The 20,374-nt window shown below is 52.0% G+C and carries 14 protein-coding genes; 6 read left to right on the top strand and 8 right to left on the bottom strand.

Going from position 1 to position 20,374, the window contains the following annotated elements; all coding sequences use genetic code 11:
• Positions 1-6: 6 nt before the first annotated feature.
• The 6 genes from BVC71_RS14125 to BVC71_RS14100 form a co-directional block, all read right to left on the bottom strand.
• Complete coding sequence (locus tag BVC71_RS14125) at positions 7-3,120, bottom strand: efflux RND transporter permease subunit (RefSeq protein ID WP_086452346.1); 3,114 nt, start codon at positions 3,118-3,120, stop codon at positions 7-9.
• The gene (locus BVC71_RS14120) at positions 3,120-4,241 is read right to left on the bottom strand and encodes an efflux RND transporter periplasmic adaptor subunit (RefSeq protein WP_086452345.1); all 1,122 of its coding nucleotides are present in this window, start codon (positions 4,239-4,241) and stop codon (positions 3,120-3,122) included. The genes BVC71_RS14125 and BVC71_RS14120 overlap by 1 nt, the downstream gene beginning before the upstream one ends.
• 55 nt (positions 4,242-4,296) lie before the next feature.
• Positions 4,297-4,926 carry a TetR/AcrR family transcriptional regulator gene (locus BVC71_RS14115; RefSeq protein WP_165767788.1) on the bottom strand — a complete coding sequence of 210 codons (630 nt, stop codon included), beginning with the start codon at positions 4,924-4,926 and terminating at the stop codon, positions 4,297-4,299.
• 160 nt (positions 4,927-5,086) lie between these two features.
• Positions 5,087-6,730, bottom strand: a complete 1,644-nt coding sequence (locus tag BVC71_RS14110; protein WP_086452343.1) for a subtype B tannase — start codon at positions 6,728-6,730, stop codon at positions 5,087-5,089.
• Positions 6,731-6,857: 127 nt separating this feature from the next.
• On the bottom strand, positions 6,858-7,607 hold the full coding sequence (pcaD, locus tag BVC71_RS14105) for a 3-oxoadipate enol-lactonase (RefSeq protein ID WP_338036492.1): 750 nt from the start codon (positions 7,605-7,607) through the stop codon (positions 6,858-6,860).
• Positions 7,608-7,671: 64 nt separating this feature from the next.
• Positions 7,672-8,454 carry a FadR/GntR family transcriptional regulator gene (locus tag BVC71_RS14100; RefSeq protein WP_086452341.1) on the bottom strand — a complete coding sequence of 261 codons (783 nt, stop codon included), beginning with the start codon at positions 8,452-8,454 and terminating at the stop codon, positions 7,672-7,674.
• A 236-nt stretch (positions 8,455-8,690) separates the two neighbouring features.
• On the opposite strand from BVC71_RS14100, the gene BVC71_RS14095 reads away from it, so the two are divergent.
• The 6 genes from BVC71_RS14095 to BVC71_RS14070 all read left to right on the top strand — a co-directional run bounded on the left by BVC71_RS14095 (position 8,691) and on the right by BVC71_RS14070 (position 18,528).
• Positions 8,691-9,740, top strand: coding sequence for a TRAP transporter substrate-binding protein (locus BVC71_RS14095; RefSeq protein WP_086452340.1), 1,050 nt, complete (start codon positions 8,691-8,693; stop codon positions 9,738-9,740).
• Between the two features lie 74 nt (positions 9,741-9,814).
• Positions 9,815-11,872, top strand: coding sequence for a TRAP transporter large permease subunit (locus BVC71_RS14090; protein WP_086452339.1), 2,058 nt, complete (start codon positions 9,815-9,817; stop codon positions 11,870-11,872).
• Positions 11,873-11,884: 12 nt separating this feature from the next.
• Positions 11,885-13,030 carry an alpha-hydroxy acid oxidase gene (locus tag BVC71_RS14085; RefSeq protein ID WP_086452338.1) on the top strand — a complete coding sequence of 382 codons (1,146 nt, stop codon included), beginning with the start codon at positions 11,885-11,887 and terminating at the stop codon, positions 13,028-13,030.
• An 11-nt stretch (positions 13,031-13,041) separates the two neighbouring features.
• Positions 13,042-14,718, top strand: a complete 1,677-nt coding sequence (dld, locus tag BVC71_RS14080) for a D-lactate dehydrogenase (RefSeq protein WP_086452337.1) — start codon at positions 13,042-13,044, stop codon at positions 14,716-14,718.
• A gap of 70 nt (positions 14,719-14,788) precedes the next feature.
• Positions 14,789-15,901 (top strand): metallophosphoesterase family protein, encoded by a 1,113-nt coding sequence (locus tag BVC71_RS14075; protein WP_165767787.1) that lies wholly within the window; start codon positions 14,789-14,791, stop codon positions 15,899-15,901.
• Positions 15,898-18,528 (top strand): AAA family ATPase, encoded by a 2,631-nt coding sequence (locus BVC71_RS14070; RefSeq protein WP_086452335.1) that lies wholly within the window; start codon positions 15,898-15,900, stop codon positions 18,526-18,528. Before BVC71_RS14075 ends, BVC71_RS14070 begins: the two co-directional genes overlap by 4 nt.
• Here BVC71_RS14070 and BVC71_RS14065 read toward each other — a convergent pair.
• Complete coding sequence (locus BVC71_RS14065; RefSeq protein ID WP_086452334.1) at positions 18,525-19,487, bottom strand: glutathione S-transferase family protein; 963 nt, start codon at positions 19,485-19,487, stop codon at positions 18,525-18,527. The two genes, BVC71_RS14070 and BVC71_RS14065, sit on opposite strands and share 4 nt — an antisense overlap.
• 12 nt (positions 19,488-19,499) lie before the next feature.
• Positions 19,500-20,324 (bottom strand): 4,5-DOPA-extradiol-dioxygenase, encoded by an 825-nt coding sequence (gene ygiD, locus BVC71_RS14060; RefSeq protein WP_165767786.1) that lies wholly within the window; start codon positions 20,322-20,324, stop codon positions 19,500-19,502.
• Between the last annotated feature and the right edge of the window lie 50 nt (positions 20,325-20,374).

Genomic DNA, 20,374 nt, shown 5'->3' with positions numbered 1-20,374 from the left:
TTACTATCAACGAACAGGCGTCGGTTTGTTTCGTTCTGATTTTTTGAACGACAGCATCAACATTGCGGGCGTAACGATCAATGTTAAGATCGTGGCAAACATCAGACCGCCCGCAATCGTAGAACTGAGTTCCAGCCACATTTGCGTTGATGGTGCGCCATAAACAATTTCTCGGTTAAAGAAATCAACGCTGACGCCAATGACCATAGGCGCCAGACCCAGCGCCGTCGTTCCGGATGTCAATATGACTGGACGTAAACGTTGCGCACCAGTTCGCAGCGCTGCCTCTAACGGTGACATGCCTGCACGGCGCAGATCGTTGAAGGTGTCGATCAAAACGATGTTGTTGTTCACAACAATCCCCGCAAGCGCAATCACGCCAATACCGCCCATAACGATACCAAATGTACGGCCCGCCAACGTCAGGCCAAGCAGCACACCTGCAATCGAAAACACGATGGCAACCATGATGACAAAGGCTTGATAGAAGCTGTTAAACTGGATCAATAGAACCACCAACATCAAACCGATCGCAGCGCCGAAAGCACCGACAAGGAAAATCATCGCATCGGCCTGATCTTCGGCTTCACCTGCGAACGACCACGCGACACTGTCCGGAATGTCCATTTCATTGATCGCAGCGCGCAAAGCGACGATTTGATCGTTTACCAACACCCCTGGTGACACATCGGCAGACAGCGTTGTCACGCGTTCCTGATCGATACGTGTAATCGTTCCGCTACGCGGTGCAGGCTCAAAAGTCACAAAGTTAGTGATCGGAACCAAACCCGATGTTGTAGGTACACGCAGATTTTCCAATTCAGCCAGTGACCGTTCGTTGGCAGGGAAACGGATACGAATATCAACCGCGTCTTCGGCACTGTCGGGGCGATAGTCCGCAATCGTGATGCCTTGCGTCAGCAACTGAACCGCCTGCCCCAACAACGCGACATCTGCGCCGTAACGTGCGGCTTCGGATCGGTTTAGGCGCAATTCCCATTCGACACCCGGCAACGGGGTCGTATCAGTGACATCTGTAAACCCGCCGATATTATCCATCGCGGTCCGAACTTTGGCGATTGCCTCTAGTCGGGCATTTTGGTCATTAGAAATCAGTTCTAGGTTAACAGGCTTCCCTGCGGAGGGACCGCCATCCTGTACCTGAACCTGTACGTTGATACCCGGAATAGTCCGCATTTCGGCGCGGATATCTTCGATAATTTCAGCGGCAGGGCGGCGCGTGTCCCATTCGGTCAACTCTAGCTGAACCGATCCAATCACTTCTTCGCCTGTCATGTTGCTGGAACCTGTACGCGCATAAACGCTGGCCAATTCGGGCATACCGATCAGACGATTTTCCACCTGACGTACCAATGCATCTTTTTCATAGATCGAAAAATTGTCGCGCGCGCGGACTTCGACCTGAACAAAATCAGGTTCGGATTCTGGGAAAAACGTGATGCCCGTACCAAATTGACCGTACGCCACAAAGGACGACACCAACGCCAAGACCGCAAAAATGACCGTACGGCGCGGCCGCAAGATTGCCCACTCCAGCGCGCGAACATACAGACCGCCCGCCCCTGTCATCTTGCGCGGATCACCATATTCAGCCGAATAAATCTGAATCTGCGCTTTGGCCGTTTGTGGCTGTCGTTTACCGATGATACCGCCCAAAACCGGTATGAAAACCAAGGCCATGAATAACGATGCCGTCAGCGTAAAGATAACTGTGATCGGCAAGAATTTCATGAATTGACCGACAGTCGATGACCAGAACAGCAGCGGGAAAAACACGCTAAGTGTGGTTGCTGTTGATGCGATGATTGGCCAAGCCATACGTTTTGACGCAATTGCATAAGCTTCTTTCGGGGATTTGCCGTCGCTAAGCAATCGGTCAGCCAATTCAACCGTTACAATCGCGCCGTCAACCAACATCCCAACAACCAAAATGAGGCTGAAAAGAACAACTATATTCATGGTGTAACCCATGAAAAACAGGACAGACACACCTGCCAGAAATGCACCAGGAATGGACAAGCCAACCAGAATAGATGACCGCAGGCCCAAGGACCAAACAATCACGATCATGACCAACAACACGGCGGCAATCACGTTGGATTCCAAATCAGCCAACATGGTTTTAACCTGCTTACTTTCGTCTTGCAGATAATTGATACGCACACTTTCGGGCCATTCGTTCTGTGCGGCGGCAATTGCCTCTTTGACCAGATCGACCGTTTCGATGATGTTTGCACCGCTGCGTTTGGTGATTTCCAAAGCAAGCGCAGGCTGTCCATTGATCCGCGCAAAACTGCTGGGGTCTTCGAACGTATTACGAACAGATGCCACATCGGCAAAGGTCACAACGGTATCACCCGAAACTTTGATCGGCATTTCCATCACGTCGGATAGATCTTCGATCAAACCCGGCACCTTTAGAACCATGCGGCCCGCGCCGTTTTCAATTGCGCCCGCCGCAATCAACAGGTTATTTCGGCTAATCTGGTTGGTCAGTTCACTGAACGACAGATTGTAGGTTTCAAACACAGTGGGGTCGATCAAGACCTCTAACATTTCAACGCGTTCACCTGCGACGTCGACTTCTAGAACGCCTGGAACCGCTTCGATGCGGTCCTTTAGGTCATTGGCCAATGCGTTCAGAGTGCGTTCGGGAACGGCCCCCGACAGAATACCCGTCAACACAGGGAATAGCGCTGTGTTCACTTCGGTAACTGTGGGATCGCTGGCATCTGACGGCAGATTGTTTTTCGCGCGGTCCACCGCCTCGCGGACTTTGTCCAGTGCGGTGTCAGGGTCAAAACCTGGGTCGAATTCCAACTGTACACTTGCGTGGCCTTCGGACCCTGTACCAGTCATGCTGTTCAGCCCCGTCAGAGCCGACAGTTCCGTTTCTAGTGGTTTGACCAACAATCGTTCGGCATCCTCGGGGGAAATACCATCCAACGATGTCGACACATAGACGACAGGAATTTGAACCTCGGGAAAGCTCTCCTTCGGGATCGACCGATAGCTTAGAAAACCGATCAAAAGTGTGCACAGCAGGAATAAAATGACGACCCGCGTTCGGCTAAAGGCCGCTTCGATCAACGCATTCATTATTGCGCCTCCGCCATGTCGCCAGTCACAGGCGCAACTGTTTCACCAGCCGATACAAACCCCTGACCGATCGTGATGATCCGTGCGGTTTCTGGCAAACCACTGACCCAGATGCCGTCTTGCTCAGCCAATTCGATAACGACTTCGTGGAATTCGACGACGTTATCTTCCGTCACAGTTTTGATCCCCAAAACGCCCTCTTCGCTTAGCGACAAAATCGCGGGCGACAGGAAATGTGCGGTCACATCGCCTGTTGGTACGATCACTTGGGCCGAAAGACCCGAAGCGATTTGCGCGTTCGCGTTTGGTACGGTGATTTCCGCACGGAACGTACGAGTATCGGATTCAGCGTCGCGGCTGATGTAATCAATTGTGCCAGAACGGGTTTCGCCCGTGATAAAGCTGACTTCGGCGTCAGCACCTTCGCGGATTTGGGCCAAAGACTGCTGTGGAATTTGCACCACGACACGCAGGGGATCGGTATCCAAAACATAGCCAAGTTCGGTGCCTGCGGAAACGTAGCCACCCAGCTCCAAATCCAGACTATCCAATCGTCCATCGAACGGCGCACTGACAATAGCGTTGCTCAATGCCTCTTCGGCTTGCGCAACACTCGCCTGAGCGGATGCCAATTCAGCACGCGCCTGACGTAGTGCGCTTGCCGACGCGATACCGCGATCCGCTAATGACTGGGTGCTATTAAAATCCTCTTGAACGCGGGCCAAGGTTTCTTGGGCCGACTGCAATGTTGCCTCTAGGTCGCGGGATTCAAATTTGGCGATCACATCACCTGCCTGAACCGTTGCGCCTTTTGACACCGCCAACTCAATTACTTCGCCCGAGGTGCGCGCCCGCAATGTCGCACGACGATCAGGTTCGGTCTGCCCTTCGGCGGTGAATGTTTTTTCAACCACGCCAGCGGTACTATCGATCACCTGCACAGCGACCAATGGAATATCGGCTGCGGTTTCTGGATCGGTGGACTGGGTATCTGGTGCGATCATGCCGCTGCCCATCCAGCCGACCAAACCCAAAGCCAACAAGCCAGCGACCCATTTGGAACGGGACGATCCGTGTTCGTCTTTGAACTTTAGCGTTTGAGGGGTCGTGGTTTCTGTCATGTGAAACTCTCTGGTCTAAGCAATAGCAAATTCGGTTTGGTCAACAGGCAAGTTATCATATCGCTTCGCTCTGCAGACTGGATAATAAGAGCGCGACATGCTGGTGGTGCATGTGCTGCACGTCCGGCACTTGGATGCCGTCAAAAACTGTACCCCAAAGTGACAACATCATCGCCGGCGCCATCACCAACGTTGGGTCTAGGTTCATTGCTTGGGGTTTCAACTCTCCGCGGTCGACGCCACGACGTAAAATGCCGCGCACGACATCAGCACCGTTCTTAATCACCAAATCCTCGTATTTTCTTACAAGGTCGGGGAAACGGTGCCCTTCGGCCAGCAGCACCTTGAGGAAAATAAACGATCCGCTGTCCACCAGCTCTGCGCGCACGTTTTCAAAATACCGCAGCAGCATTTCTTCAGAGTTGGCATTCGCCGTGCGCAAATCGTCAGCGCGGCCCATGGTGGTGGAGGCAATTTGCTCTTCTACGGCCGCTTCAAACACCGCCTCTTTAGACGGGAAATAGCGATAGACAGTACCTTTGGCGATGCCTGCACCCTTTGCGATGTCTTCTAATCGGGTTGCGGCAAATCCACGTTCTTTCCACAGCTCGACCGCCGCCGCGATGATTTCGGACGGTCGCGCCTCTTTGCGGCGCTGTCTGGGTTTTCGGGAACATTCAAACACGATTCAGCCAAAAGCTTGGTTAATGACTTTTCGGTCATTAACCAAGCAATCAGCAAACTGCAATATTTCAGCGATCACAGGATCGCGAATTTCACCAACACCTAAGGTAAATTTGCATCTAGGTTCCCAATTGGCCGCAACTAGACGGCCAATCGGTTACTTATTCAGCGTCCGACAAAACAGATGCCAGCCAGCCATAGGCCTCTTGAACATCATAGTTGCCAGAATGTGGGGTCATCCAAGGCAACGTAAAGTTCACGTCCTTCACGCCATCGGTTCCTGCAACCGCCCGATACAACGCCAATTCAACCGCAAAGGATGTATCGCGGTCGATCATGCCATGACGAATGTACCAATACGGTGCGCTATCTGCGTTACCTTGCAGGAAAGCCTGTGGATCGGTCAATTTGACTTGCGCGGCGATCGCCTGACCCTCTTTGGTTTCCACGAATTCGTTCCATTTCAAACCTGTGTCGTCAGCGCCGCTGCCGTCACCAGCAACTTCGTTCATGTTCCAGCCAAATGGTGTAAAATTGCTGTATTCCTGCGCGGCAGGACCAAACAGTGTATTTTCGCCATCCACACCTTCGTTGCCCGAATTCGCAGTGCGATCGAAAGCCGGAACAGATTTCAACGCGCTAGTTTGTGTGACAAATGTCAGGAAGTCTTGGATTTCAAATGGAACGATCTGCCCGTCGACAACCGACAGCCAAGTGTTTTCAACCTCGACCGTTTGGCCACGGCTGGTGAATTCAAACATCTCGCCAAGCGCGGGAACGCTGCCGCCCTCGTCGATGTGATCCTGAATTTCTTGGGTCACAATCTGCATTAGCAGATCAGTCATATTATCAGCCGTCAGCGGCGTTCCGTCGTCCAGCACAAGGCCCAAGGATTCCAAATATGACGGATATTGCGACCGCAAGGTTTGCGATGCCTCCAGCGACACACCTGTCAACTGCTCATCACGTTGCGCCTGATACAGCCATTCATACGCCATATCGGCATACCCCAACGATGTAATTGGGCAATATGCAATCGTCGCGAACACATCGTCGTTCAGGCTACTAGCGCCATCAGCATCAATTCCTGCAGCGCCAATCTCTGCCAAATAAGGGAAATAATCCGAGGCGTTTCCGCTGGCAGCAACTGCGGTGGACAAGCCACCACCGCCCGAAGTGCCAGTGATCACGATACGTTCCGCCGATCCGGGCAAAACATCATCATTCAAACGCAGAAAACGAATAGCCGCTTTGGCATCTACGATTGCGGCAGGCGCTTTGCCTGCGGCGGTGCCGTCAGCGGCGACTATGCCACGACCACGGGTGCCGACATCGACAAATACATAACCTGCGCCCAACGCTGCACCGACTTTGTCAGTGTCAGAGGTAGAGACGTATTCGCCACCGGTTTCGACACTGGTGCGCAATTCACTGGCAAACCAGCCAGCGTTATTCACAGCAAAAATCATCGCAGTAGATTGATCTTCAATCGACGCTTCTGGAACGTAGATCGCCATTTTTTGATAGGTCAAAAGATCAGCCAATTCCTGCCCATCGGCAGAGGCAGGGCTACCACCTGGGCCCATGCTGCGCGCGGGCTGTGTGGCGGACATTGCCACAGGGTTTCCTACATAAACCGCCTCATACCGCCGAACAGCCATCGGTTCCCCATCAACGGTCACTGTAAGTGTTTCATAAGAATTTGGATCAAGGCGCAGCGCATCATCATACACACCTTGCGCCACCGAAGACATTGCAGTGCCCGCAAGCAATGCAGCCGTACAAGCGGTTGGAATAACTTTCATTGGATAGTCCTTTAGCGTTCAATACTTATGACGCTCAAACGGACACACCGCGCACTTCAGTCGCACCCATAGCCAAGATCTATGGAAATTAATCAAAACTTATACAAAGTCACGGCCGAACCCAGACCTATGCTGTCTTTGCTAAAAATTCATAGATAATTTTTGCAACGACCTCTGGCTTTTCCACACAAGGCAAATGCGATGCATCGTCGATTAAATGAAACGGCGCACCGCATAAATCCGACGTTGCGCGAACGATGTCAGGCGGGGTTGATCCATCTTCTACGCCTGCCATTGTCGTGACAGGAATCGTCAGAGCCCGCGTTTTATCAGTCAGGTCAGCCGCATTGATCGCCTGACAGCACGCGATGTAACCTTCTGCGGGGGTGCGGGTCAGCATATTGCGCCACAATGCCAGTTCAGGATTATTGGCGATATATGATTTTGCGAACCAGCGAGGCAATATCGCATCCGCTAACGGCAGCAGTCCCCCATCACGGATGGCATTAATCCGTGTCTGCCACATCTCGTCATTTCCAATCTTGGATGCAGTATCCATCAAAACCAGCGCCTTGATCAAATCGGGACGAGACGTCGCCAATTCCTGACCAATCAACCCACCGATCGACAAGCCGACAAAAGTTATATCCTGCAGGCCTAGTGCGTCTGCGACAGCAGCCGCATCATCAGCCAGCATTTCAATCGTGTAAGGGCCAGTTGGGCAATCGGACAAACCATGACCACGTTTATCAAACCTGACCAAATGCAAATTGGGCAGCAAAGGCACCAATGCATCCCAAACGCGCAGATCGCTGCCCAATGAATTGCCAAACATCACCACCCGCCCGTCCCGAGGTCCATCCTGTTGAACGTGCAGTGTAACGTTACCATTTTTAATAACTTGGATTGGGAACTCCGCTTAACCTAGGGCTGCGCTGACTTTAATCGCGATCCCACAAAATCCGACGTTTTTCGGACATCCGCATCCGACGTTCATTTTCACTGCCTTGCCGGAATGCCCGTTCAACGAAATCCAAATGAGCTTTGGCCGCTGTTTCAGCCGCCGCTGGGTCACCCGCACAGACAGCGTCAACCAGATCATGGTGCTGTTTCAGCAATTCATCACCAGCCGTGTCGATAGATCGCAAAAAGTTGCGGTTATAGAAAATACCGCGCCGCGTGAGTTCGTATACGGATCCCATCATGTGAATAAGCGTCGAATTGTGGCTCGCGTCCACAATGGCCGTATGTAGACGCATATCGGCCTCTTTGGATGCCTGTTGATCACCCGCTTCGTGGGCGGCGTCCATACGTGCCAGGATTTTGCGAATGATTTCCTTATCTGTTTCAGTGGCGCGGGTTGCTGCCAACCGCGCGGCGAAGCTTTCTTGTTCGCGACGGTATTCCAGATAATCATAAAACGCTTCTGGATGGCGCGAATACAAATCCAGAAATGCGGGTGTCATCGCGGTGCCGGTTAACTTTGCGACGAACGATCCTTCGCCGTGACGCACGATCAGCAAACCATGCTCTTCTAGTTTTTTCAGTGCCTCGCGCAGCTTTGGACGCGACACTTCTAACAATTCAGCCATTTCGCGTTCGGATGGCAGGCGCATCTCTTCTTTTAGGATGCCGTTCACGATCATCGCTTCGATTTGATGCACCACCGCATCTGCGACCGAGTCGTGATCGATCGGATCAAAAATCGCCTTAGCCGTCTCCATGACTTCCTCCACGAACCCAAAAATTGGTAATTTTTATTTCCCAATTGTTTCTAACTTTATGCCGCCGATCACGCTGAATTTCAACATTTTATCCTGTCGCAAGGCCTAGCAGAGGTGACCGCGCAATGCGTCAGTGGTAAATTTTATTGTTGACTCCAATCAGTGGTTCATTCTTTTTACCACTCTATCACGGCCCGCTATTGGGAGATCGGGCCGATAGCTTGGAGGAAATACCCATGTCGAAATTCACGGCCCTAGCAGTCGCGGCCATCGCTGCCACTGCGACCACCGCCCATGCCCAAGACGACCGCATCTTGTTGAAAACACCCGTTGCGTTTTCGACCGAATTGCCGGGTCTAGGCACCCCAATTCCACGCGTTGCAGAACAGATTGAACTGATGTCTTCGGGGTCGATCCGCATGCGCGTCTACGAACCAAACGAATTGGTTCCGCCGTTCGAAATCCTAGAGGCAGTGTCGACCGGTAAAATCAACTCTGGCTACACCACAGCAGGATATTGGGCAGGTCAAATTCCAGCCGCACCGCTGTTTTCGGCTGTGCCTTTCGGTCCAGAAGCCGGCGAATACATGGCGTGGCTCTATTACGGCAACGGCATGGACCTGTATCAGCAGATGTACGACGATGCGGGTTACAACGTCCACGTCCTGCCATGTGCTGTGATCGCGCCCGAAACATCGGGCTGGTTCGCCGAAGAAATCAACACACCAGAAGACCTACAAGGTTTGAAAATGCGTTTCTTCGGCCTTGGCGGCGAAGTTATGCAAAAACTGGGTGTCGCAACATCCCTATTGCCAGGCGGAGAGATCTTCTCGGCGCTGGAAAACGGAGCCATCGACGCAACCGAATTTTCGCTGCCTGCCGTTGATACCCGACTGGGCTTCCACAAACTGGTTCAGTACAACTACTTCCCTGGTTGGCACCAACAAGCCACTGTTTTCGAATTGTTGATCAACGGCGACACATGGAACGATGCATCTGACGCACAGCGTGCAATCATCGAAAACGCGTGCAAGGCGTCGATGGCAGACAGTTTCGCCGAAGGTGAATACATGCAGTACAGCGTGATGCTGGACAACGTGGAAAACAATGGCGTCGAAATCCGTCAATGGAACGATGTTATGCTGGATACCTTCCGCGCTGGTTGGGAACAGGTCGCAGAGGAACAAGCCGCTGCCGATCCATTCTTTGCGGCTGTTTTGGAAGACATGGATGAATTCCGCGACGGCTATCAAGTCTGGAAAGAAAACGCGTTCCTGCCGCGTTAAGCCCTGATGTCCCGACGGGCGCGCCCATATTGCGCGCCCGTTTCCATTCATGATCCGCACAAAAGAGTAGTCCCATGTCCAACATCCATGACGATGTGGTTGAAACCTATGAATCCATTTCGGAGCATCCGGAACACGACCAACAGCCTGTCGCCGTCACGTTGGACCGCGTTGTAAAATCTATCGGATCTGTTGTGATGTGGGCCAATATTGCCCTCGTTCTCGCCATCGTTTCGCAGGTTTCTTTCCGCTATTTGCTGAACAAAAACTTTCCGCAACTGGACGAAATCCAGTGGCATTTCTACGGATTGGTCACGATGATCGGCATTTCCTATGCCATGGTCACTGACAGCCATGTGCGGGTTGATGTTTTGCACATGAACCTAAGCCAAAGGAACAAACGCATCATCGAAGTGCTAGGGATTTTGACCCTAGTTTGCCCATTCATTTACCTGATGATTGATCAGGGCTATGACTATTTTTACCAAAGTTTCCGTGTCGATGAACGATCCTCTAGCCCGTTGGGTCTGCCTTATCGCTGGGCATTCAAAGCGATCATACCTATCAGTTTTGTCCTACTAGGTCTGGCTGCTATCGCCCGACTGATACACGACATGCATGCACTGTTCACTGGCCCAGACACTGAACGTACGGGTGGGGGATTACGCACGATATTTATCACGATGGCGGTCTTCGTTTGCGTTGCTTACGCTCTGACCTTTGCCGTTCACTATACCGAAGAAAAACTGGTCATCGTGATGTTCCTGACGTTCATCATGCTGCTGTTCACCGGCTTTCCCGTTGCATGGACGCTTGCTGGCGTTGGTGTTCTGTTTTGCGGGGTTGCCTATGTGTTTGACACGGGCGCGATGGATTGGACGGGGTGGGAGTCTACCTTCACAGGCCTGGATTATCTAACGTTGGGCGCGACTGTGAATCGTGTCTACGCCACCATGTCGAACCCTGTTCTAGTTGCTTTGCCCATGTTCATTTTTATGGGTCTAATGTTGGACGAAAGCGGTGTCGCAGAACGATTGATGACATCAATGCAGCGCCTGTTCGGAACCGTGCGCGGCGGACTGGCCATCACGGTCACCCTGATCGGGATCATCCTTGCTGCATCAACGGGCATCATCGGCGCATCTGTTGTTCTGCTGGGTGTTCTGTCGATGCCGACGATGATGCAGCAAAACTATAGCCCGCGATTGGCCGCAGGCGTGGTTAGTGCATCCGGCACATTGGGCATTCTGATCCCACCGTCGATTATGCTTGTTATTATGGCTGACCAAATGGCCCTTTCTGTGGGCGACCTATTCATGGCAGCGGTATTTCCGGGAGTCATTATCGGATGCTTGTACCTAACCTACATCTTTATCATCGCTTTGATTAAAAAAGACGTGGCCCCCGTTCCCCAAGGCGCAAAAGCCCCTGATTGGGCCGCTGTCAAAGACGTGTTGATTGCCGTCATACCAACGCTTGCGCTGATCTTGTCGGTCTTGGGTTCGATTTTCGCGGGTCTAACCACCCCGACCGAAGCATCTGGCGTCGGCGCGTTGGGTGCAACTTTGTTGGCGCTCCTCTATCGAAAACTCAGCTTGCGCAAATTGGTCAATGTTCTGAAATCGACCTTCAACACCACCGCCTATATCTTTGCCATTTTTCTGGGTGCGACCGTATTTTCCTACGTCCTACGAGAACTTGGCGGCGACGAGCTGATCGAAGACATGATCAAAGGCGCAGGCCTAGGTCCGCAAGGAACGATCATGCTGATCTTATTCCTCGTGTTCCTATTGGGGTTTGTGTTGGACTGGATCGAGATCACATTGATCGTCCTGCCACTGATGCGCCCGATCATTAATTCGCTGGGACTGGATATTCCTGGATTTGGCGAAATCGATGAACCCGCCCTGCTGTGGTTTGTAATCATGGTCGCTGTGACACTGCAAACCAGTTTCCTTACGCCACCTGTCGGATTTGCGCTGTTCTACCTCAAAGGTGTCTGTCCACCGCAGATAAAACTGACCGACATCTACAAAGGCATTATTCCGTTCGTGTTGTTGCAGTTGACCGGTCTGGCTTTGGTTTATTCATGGCCTGCGCTTGCCACGTGGCTGCCATCGGTCGCTTATTGATCGAGGCATGCCATGAAACTGAAACACTGCCATAACTTTCACGATTTTCGCGAACTCGCCCGTCGTCGCCTGCCGAGCCCGATATTCAACTATATCGACGGCGCAGCAGATGACGAAGTCACCTATCGCGAAAACACAGCGTCATTTGATCGGTGCGATCTTTTGCCATCCGTTCTATCTGGCGTATCCGATGTGGACATGTCGGTAACCGTGATGGGCCAAAAATTGGATATGCCAATCTATTGTTCGCCCACAGCACTACAACGGTTATTTCACCACCGCGGAGAACGTGCCGTTGCGGCGGCGGCGGAAAAATACGGAACGATGTTTGGCGTGTCATCTTTAGGAACGGTCAGCCTAGAAGAGCTGCGCCTGAAACACAAAAACCCACAGGTCTATCAGTTTTATTTCCACAAGGATCGCGGGTTAAACCGCGCAATGATGCAACGCGCCAAAGAAGCCGGCGTCGAAGTGATGATGTTGACCGTCGACAGCATCACAGGCGGCAACCGTGAACGCGATTTGCGCACCGGATTTTCGATCCCGTTTCGCCTGACTTTAGGCGGAATGTATGAATTTGCGCGAAAACCGATGTGGGGGATCAACTATGTCACCCATGAAAAATTTAGTCTGCCGCAATTGGATGAGTTCGTGAACATGGGCGGCGGAGCATCGTCGATCGGAAACTATTTCACGAATATGCTGGATCCTGCCATGAATTGGGACGATGTCGCCGAAATGGTGGCTGAGTGGGACGGCCAGTTCTGCCTAAAAGGTATCATGACAGCGGCTGACGCACGGCACGCGGTTGATATAGGCTGTACCGGAATAATTCTATCGAACCATGGCGGCCGACAATTGGACGGATCGCGTGCGCCGTTTGATCAACTCAAAGAAATAGTTGACGCAGTGGGCGACGAAATTGATGTGATCATGGACAGCGGCGTCCAACGCGGCACCCATGTGATCAAAGCGCTGTCATTAGGGGCCAAAGCCGTTGGCGGCGGACGGTTCTATTTATATCCACTTGCGGCAGCGGGTCAGGCTGGCGTGGAACGCGCACTAGGACTGATGCGTGCTGAAATCGAACGCGGGATGAAATTGATGGGTGTCACATCCGTTGACCAACTTAGCCCAGAAAATCTACGGTTTCGGTGATAGGAAACAAAATGGACGACGCAACCTGCATTAATCGCCTGAAATCCATCGTCGGGCGGCGCCACATATTTACCTCGGATCGATCGACGAAAAGGTTCCGCAAAGGGTTCCGGTCGGGCGAAGGCGACGTGTTGGCCGTTGTCCAACCTGCCACGTTAATCGAATACTGGGAGGTGTTAGAAACCTGTGTCGCGGCCAACAAAATCGTAATCATGCAGGCGGCCAACACTGGCCTAACCGAAGGGTCCACCCCGAACGGCCATTACGACCGTGATGTCGTGCTGATCAATACGTGCCGTATGGACCAATTGCGCCTGATCAAGGACGGCAAACAGGTTATCAGTTTTCCTGGAGCCACATTGTTCAAGTTGGAAAAGATGCTAGCCCCATTGGGGCGGCAGCCGCATTCGGTGATTGGGTCTTCCTGTATCGGCGCATCCGTCGTCGGTGGGGTCTGCAACAATTCGGGCGGGTCGCTGGTTGAACGTGGACCTGCCTATACTGAAATGGCGCTTTTTGCCCAAATTGATGAACAGGGCCACCTATCGCTCGTCAATCATTTAGGCATCGACCTGGGTCACGATCCAATCGAGATACTCACCAATCTGGAAAACGGAACATACAGTACCGCTGGGGATTCCAATCGAAAGGGATCAGACAACGAATACCGCGCGCGCGTCCGGGATGTCGATGCGCCCACCCCTGCCCGATTTAACGCCGATAAACGTCGCTTGTACGAAGCATCAGGCTGCGCAGGGAAATTGGCCGTTTTTGCGGTACGGCTGGATACGTTCGAAAAGAACGATACTGAAACGACGTTCTATATTGGTGCGAATACCATTGCGCCGCTTACCGAATTGCGACGGCGCATTTTGCGCGATTTCAAAAACCTTCCTGTCAGCGCCGAATACATGCACGAGGACGTGTTCGATATCTCAGACCGATACGGCAAAGACACGATGGTGATGATCGACAAACTGGGCACTGACCGTTTGCCAACGTTTTTTGCGATCAAAGGGTGGGTCGACGCACGGTTGGAAAACATCCCGCTCCTAACTAATTTCACCGATCGTTTCATGCAGGTACTTTCGCGGCTATGGCCCGACGTTCTACCACGACGTTTGCGAGAGTATCGTGAAAAGCACCCTCATCACCTGATCCTAAAGATGCACGGCGCAGGAATTGCCGAAGCCCGCAATCTATTGGCAGAAATGGCCCAAGATAACGCGCTGTCCTATTTCGAATGCTCAGCCAGAGAGGCCAAAATGGCAGGGCTATTGCGTTTTGCCGCCGCGGGTGCCGCTATTCGCTACGCCGCAGTTCATTCGGATACCTGTCAGGATATCATCGCCCTGGATATCGCGCTGCGCCGCAATGACACCGATTTTCTGGAAACGTTGCCCGATGAGATTTCCCAGCATCTATCGCACGCGCTGTATTACGGGCATTTTATGTGTCACGTCATGCATCAGGATTACATCGTCAAAAAAGGTGCGGATCCCAAAGCCATCAAAGCAAAAATGTTAGAACTATTGGACGCACGCGGCGCGGAATATCCCGCAGAACACAATGTCGGGCATCTATATGCTGCAAAACCTGATCTGGCGAATTTTTACAAATCTATCGACCCGACCAACAGTTTGAATCCGGGCATAGGTAAAATGTCCAAGCGCCGTAATTACGGATAACTGTAGACCCCCTATTTACATGGCTGGATGCGATTGTCAGGTTAGGCCCGAGTTATTTCAGGGCCTTACCATGCGATTTATTCATTGCGCTGACCTTCATCTGGGCAAACCTTTTGGTCGGTTCGACGAAGATACCCGTGTCGAACTGCGCAGCGCACGTTTGCAAACATTGGACACCATCGGACAAATCGCACTGACCCATGATGCGCCCTATGTCCTGATTGCAGGCGACACATTCGACGCCGAAACGCCTCCGTCAAAGCTGGTGCGCCGTGCGCTGGACGCAATGGCAAAATACGACGGTGTGACGTGGGTACTTATGCCTGGAAACCACGATTCATTGGCGGCAAGCGATCTATGGGACCGTATTGCGCGGGATTGTCCGCCCAATGTCGTCCTCGCATTAGACCCTAAACCAATTGACTTACATGACGCGGTTATTTTACCCGCCCCGCCGACAAACCGCAGCGCAGGTTTTGACCTGACAGACTGGATGGTCGCCGCAGAAACGGGTGTAAAAATCCGCATCGGTCTGGCACATGGCGGCGTCACAAATTTCGGGTCCGAAGACGGCGGTTTAGACACTATTCCGCCTGATCGGGCTAAAACGGCTGATCTTGATTACCTTGCTTTGGGTGACTGGCATGGTCAGATGCAAATTTCAGATCGCTGCTGGTATTCTGGAACGCCGGAATCTGATGGTTACAAACACACGCATGCTTCAGGCGTATTGCTAGTCGAAATTGACCACCGCCACGAACCAGCCATCGTGACCCCGTTACCGACCGGCCAATATGCGTGGAAACGGATCGAAGTTGATTTTTTCGCGGGCAATGACCCGATCGAGGTTCTATCGAACGCTTTTCCCGGAACTGACCGTTCAAAACATATCGTGCGATTTTCAGGCACTGGGCGATTGCGCCTATTGGAACTGGCAACCTTACGTAATGCGCTGTCTGCTATGGTTGATGAATTTCACCATATGGAATTTGACCTGTCGCGCATTGATGTCGAACAGAACATCAATGATCTGAACCTGATCGCAGAAACTGGTGCACTACGGGTCGCTGCAGAAACGCTCGCTGCTCAGACATCGACTGACGGGCGCACTGAAGAGGACGCGCAAATCGCGAAATTGGCATTGTCCCACCTGTTTCATTTGGCCCAAGAGGTAACGTCATGAAGTTGAGGCACCTCACGTTGACGAACGTCCGCCGTTTTGCTGGGCGAACGGCGGCGATCGGGCCTTTCGGCGATGGATTAACGACCATCACCGCTGAAAACGAAAGCGGCAAAAGCACGTTTTTCGACGCGCTCCATCACCTGATTTTCACTGACCATGGATCATCGCGCAAAGATATCCGCGATATGCAGCCTTACTCTGGCGGGGCTATTCAGATCGCAGCAGACGTTGAAATCGACGACGCGCCGTATCGCATCGAAAAAACCTTTGCTTTGAAAAAGGCAGGTTCATCCGCAATGGTAACGGACCTGTCCACGGGTACGATCATCAAACAATCGGATGATGCGGAAAAGTGGATCCATGACCAGATCATTTCGACCCATCAGGGACCAGCAGGGTTGCTATGGGTTCGACAAGGTACTGTGACCGTTGATCCAGAAAAATCCGAAGCTGCCGGAATTGATACCCGCCGTGATCTGATGTCCAGCGTCAGAGGCCAGATTGATGCTGTCACTGGCGGGCGCCGTATGGACGCCATTTTACAGAAATGCCAGGCGGAACTGGACGAGATCAGCACCAAACAAGGCAAACCCAAAGCAGGCAGCAAATGGAAAGATGCCGAAGATCGCGTTCAGGACTTGAGCCAGCTTCACACTGAATTGTCAGAAAAGGTACAGCATTTAAGCCGCGACCTTGACCTGAAAAAACGCACCAAAAAACGGCTCAAGGATCTGAACGATCCACAGCTGCGCCAAGAGCGCAAAGATAAAATCACAGCAAGCCTTGCGCAGTTGAACGCGGCACAGGAACATGACCGCAGGCTTCAAGACGCTGCCAAAGACGTCACAATCAATCAAAACCAGCTACGCGAAATTCAGCGCGGCATTTCAGACATCGAAACAGCCCGCGCAAAACGTACCTCGTTAGAAACCGAGATTTCAAACACCTTGTCGGTATCCAAAGCCGCTGAAAAAATGATGTCTGACAAGGCTAATGAAATTGAAAGCATCCAGTCGCGCATTCAACGACTGGACCAAGATCGCAAAGCCCAGCAGGCCGAGTTTCAGAAAACCCGACAACAGGAAAGGCTGTTTCAATCTCATAAACGGCTGTGCCAATTGTTCGACCTCATCAATCAGATTGATCCAATTGAAAATCGAATACGGGACGCAAAACAGGCTCTAAATAGGCCTAAAATCACTACAGCAGATATTAATCGGCTGCGTGACTTAGAACGTCGCCACGAAATTGCTGTCGAACTAAGAAAGGCGCGTTTTGGTAGTTTTACACCGCACGGCGACAATGCGCTGGCGTCTGTTGATGGGACCGACATTCCGAATGGGATGGCGCAGACTATCGACCGAAAATTGGAAATCACACTACCCGGCTTTGGTCAGATCACGTTAGAACCAGCAACGGATCAATCCAATGATATCGACGATCCAGCACAGCTAGCGGCAGAGCTGCAAACGCGATTAACCGAATGGGATCAACCGTCGATCAACGACCTTGACCGCGCGTTGTCCGCCCAAACATCTGCCGAAAACCTTCTGGCAGCAGCAACTTCTGAACTGCGTGTAATCGCCCCTGATGGGGCTTCCGCGTTGCGCGAAGAATACCGCCAACTTGCCGAACAGTTGGACCATCCAGTTTCTGAAAAACCAACATTGCCTGAGGCAACTGACGCCAATTCCGACACGATTGAGGCAGCAATCACAAACTTCGAACGGCAAATTGACGTACAACGAGAGTTGTTGAAAGCGGCGACAGACGAACACAGTGAAGTATCCAACAAGGTGGCAGAGCATCGTGTAATTCTCAAACTACTTCGGTCCGACCTTGATGCAATCACGGCCGCGCCAGATGAAACCGCCGTCTTTGATCGACTGAACGAACAGCTAACAGTGCAATCCGCCAATCTAAAATCAGCCGAAGATCAGCACGCAAACCTAAAACGCGAAGCCCCAAATTTACCCGCGCTACAAACGGAATATGAACGGGCCAAATCGGCTGACGCCAATGAGGTTCAAGAAATCCAGAAACTTGAACACGACCTGATCCGCCTGAACACGGTCATCGAAACCTATGCGGAAAGTGCGATTGAAGAAAAATTACAGGAAACGGCTGGCCGATTAGAACGCGCAAAACAACGCGCCCTGCAATTTGAACAACACGCAAAGTCGCTGTCATTGCTGATCCAGCACCTAGAGGCTGCCCGAGCCCAAGCACAGGACGCCTATTTTGAACCAATCCGCGCCGAATTGTTACCGCTGCTACGCCAGTTGCATGGTAATTCAGATTTTCAGATCAATCCCGACAATCTGCTAGTCGATACGATCACAAGAAACGGCGTGGTAGATCACGTGGATCGGCTATCGGGCGGCGCATTTGAACAGATCGCAATTCTGACCCGTCTAGCATTCGCCAAACTGTTTTCAAAACAGGGCTACCATGTCCCGATCATTTTGGATGATGCGCTGATCCATACCGATGACGAACGAATTTCGACCATGTTTAACCTGCTGGCCCAGATCGCATCGGACCAACAGGTCATCGTACTTAGCTGCCGAACACGTGCGTTTTCGGATTTGGGTGGCGCACGCGCTTATATCGAAGAAACGAACTAACCTTTGGCCAGCAGCTGTTCGATATGCGCCGGGCCTTTGGGGCGGATGCCGTTTGGGTTTAACGCTTTGATCGAATAATATCCGCGGGTGATGTGATCCATGTTTACAGTTTTCGACACACCAGGCGTTAGGTACATGCGTTTCATCAAATTCGATAGCTTTGGGTAATCCGCAATTTGGCGCAGGTTGGTTTTGAACAACCCGTGATAAGCCGCATCAAACCGAATAAGCGTGACGAACAAACGGATGTCCGCTTCGGTCATTTCGGAACCAAACAGAAAATCGCCGTCCAACCGCTGTTCCAATTCGTCCAGCATGGCAAATACGCCATCGACCGCTTCGTCATAAGCCTCTTGGCTGGTGGCAAAACCTGCTTTGTACACACCATTGTTCAATTGGTCATAGATACGTGCGTTCAACACGTCGATATCATCGCCGAATTCAGTTGGGTAAAGACGCACATCCGAAGGCACGATATGTTCAAAAGCAGTGTCTAACATGCGCAGAATGTCGGCACTTTCGTTATTGACCATGACATTTTGCTTCATGTCCCACAGCACTGGAACAGTTGCGCGCCCCGTAAATTGCGGATCAGCGCGGGTATAGATTTCGTGCATATATTTGGCACCGAACAGCGGGTCATCGTCCGCCTGGTCATAGCCACCGAATTGCCAGCCTTGATCCGACAAAGCAGGGTTCACGACCGTGACGGGAATAATGTCCTCTAATCCTTTGACGGCGCGCGCGATTAAGGTGCGCGAGGCCCACGGACATATATACGCGACGTACAAACGATAGCGGTTTGGCTCTGCCTTAAAACCACCTTCGCCGGTTGGGCCGGCGGCCCCATCAGGGGTGATCCAGTTACGGAAACTGGACACCTGACGGACAAACCGGCCTTTTTCGTCTGATTTCTGAACGGGCTGCCAATTGTCTGTCCATTTCCCATCTACCAACATGTCAAACTCCCATCACCGTGCGTGAAAAACAAACGACCGCATCGACACGGACCCCAGATCGATTGAATCTGTCATGAACGTCAAATCGTCACCGTCGTTTGCGGCGCCCGCGATGGTCAGCGCTGGCAGATAGTGATCGACCGACGGATGCGCCATAGTCAAAAGCGACCCAAGCTTTTGCCGATCAGCCAAAGTCGCGAAATCACGATAGACCAATCGATCCGCAAAGATTTGATCGAATTCGATTGCGAAATCTTGGGGACGACCGTTGAACCGCAGAGCACGAAGGTTGTGAACCACGTTGCCCGATCCCAAAATCAGCACGCCACGATCACGCAGTTCAGACAACAGTTGACCAATCTCTAACTGATAAGACAGATCTTTGGACATATCGATAGACACCTGAAACACCGGAACATCCGCGTTCGGATACAAATATTTCAGGACCGTCCATGCGCCATGGTCCAATCCCCACGTATCATCCTCTTCTGCATGGTGGCTTGCCAATAGGGTTGTCACCTCTTTCGCCAACTCAGGCGCACCTTTGGCAGGATACTGTTGTGCAAACAGTTCATCGGGAAAACCATAGAAATCATGAATGGTTCGCGGCAAGGCAGACACATCAACCAGTGTCGTCCCACGCGTCATCCAATGGGCGGACACGACCAAGATTGCTTTGGGGCGCGGCAACTGCGCACCCAACTCGGTCCAAGCACGGCTGTAGCTGCTGTCTTCGATCGCGTTCATCGGGCTGCCGTGACCCAAAAACACCAAAGGCATCTTGTCGGTTTTTTCAAACCGGTCGCGCAAAGACTGAAGTGATTGAATAGTTGTCATGATGACATTCCTTTCATCTGGCCAAATTGGTTGGCCCGGTTGAGAAGGAA

The sequence above is a fragment of the Marivivens niveibacter genome (assembly GCF_002150005.2).
In the GTDB taxonomy this organism is placed as follows: domain Bacteria; phylum Pseudomonadota; class Alphaproteobacteria; order Rhodobacterales; family Rhodobacteraceae; genus Marivivens; species Marivivens niveibacter.
The sequence above is the reverse complement of the archived record's forward strand: the minus strand, read 5'-3'. Positions and strand labels throughout refer to the sequence as shown.

What these genes read in the sequence shown, in the direction of transcription:
- BVC71_RS14125 (WP_086452346.1), bottom strand. Translation starts at nt 3,120, where the DNA reads ATGAATGCGTTGATCGAAGCGGCCTTTAGCCGAACGCGGGTCGTCATT.
- BVC71_RS14120 (WP_086452345.1), bottom strand. Translation starts at nt 4,241, where the DNA reads ATGACAGAAACCACGACCCCTCAAACGCTAAAGTTCAAAGACGAACAC.
- BVC71_RS14110 (WP_086452343.1), bottom strand. Translation starts at nt 6,730, where the DNA reads ATGAAAGTTATTCCAACCGCTTGTACGGCTGCATTGCTTGCGGGCACT.
- BVC71_RS14100 (WP_086452341.1), bottom strand. Translation starts at nt 8,454, where the DNA reads ATGGAGACGGCTAAGGCGATTTTTGATCCGATCGATCACGACTCGGTC.
- BVC71_RS14095 (WP_086452340.1), top strand. Translation starts at nt 8,691, where the DNA reads ATGTCGAAATTCACGGCCCTAGCAGTCGCGGCCATCGCTGCCACTGCG.
- BVC71_RS14090 (WP_086452339.1), top strand. Translation starts at nt 9,815, where the DNA reads ATGTCCAACATCCATGACGATGTGGTTGAAACCTATGAATCCATTTCG.
- BVC71_RS14085 (WP_086452338.1), top strand. Translation starts at nt 11,885, where the DNA reads ATGAAACTGAAACACTGCCATAACTTTCACGATTTTCGCGAACTCGCC.
- dld (WP_086452337.1), top strand. Translation starts at nt 13,042, where the DNA reads ATGGACGACGCAACCTGCATTAATCGCCTGAAATCCATCGTCGGGCGG.
- BVC71_RS14075 (WP_165767787.1), top strand. Translation starts at nt 14,789, where the DNA reads ATGCGATTTATTCATTGCGCTGACCTTCATCTGGGCAAACCTTTTGGT.
- BVC71_RS14070 (WP_086452335.1), top strand. Translation starts at nt 15,898, where the DNA reads ATGAAGTTGAGGCACCTCACGTTGACGAACGTCCGCCGTTTTGCTGGG.
- BVC71_RS14065 (WP_086452334.1), bottom strand. Translation starts at nt 19,487, where the DNA reads ATGTTGGTAGATGGGAAATGGACAGACAATTGGCAGCCCGTTCAGAAA.
- ygiD (WP_165767786.1), bottom strand. Translation starts at nt 20,324, where the DNA reads ATGACAACTATTCAATCACTTCAGTCTTTGCGCGACCGGTTTGAAAAA.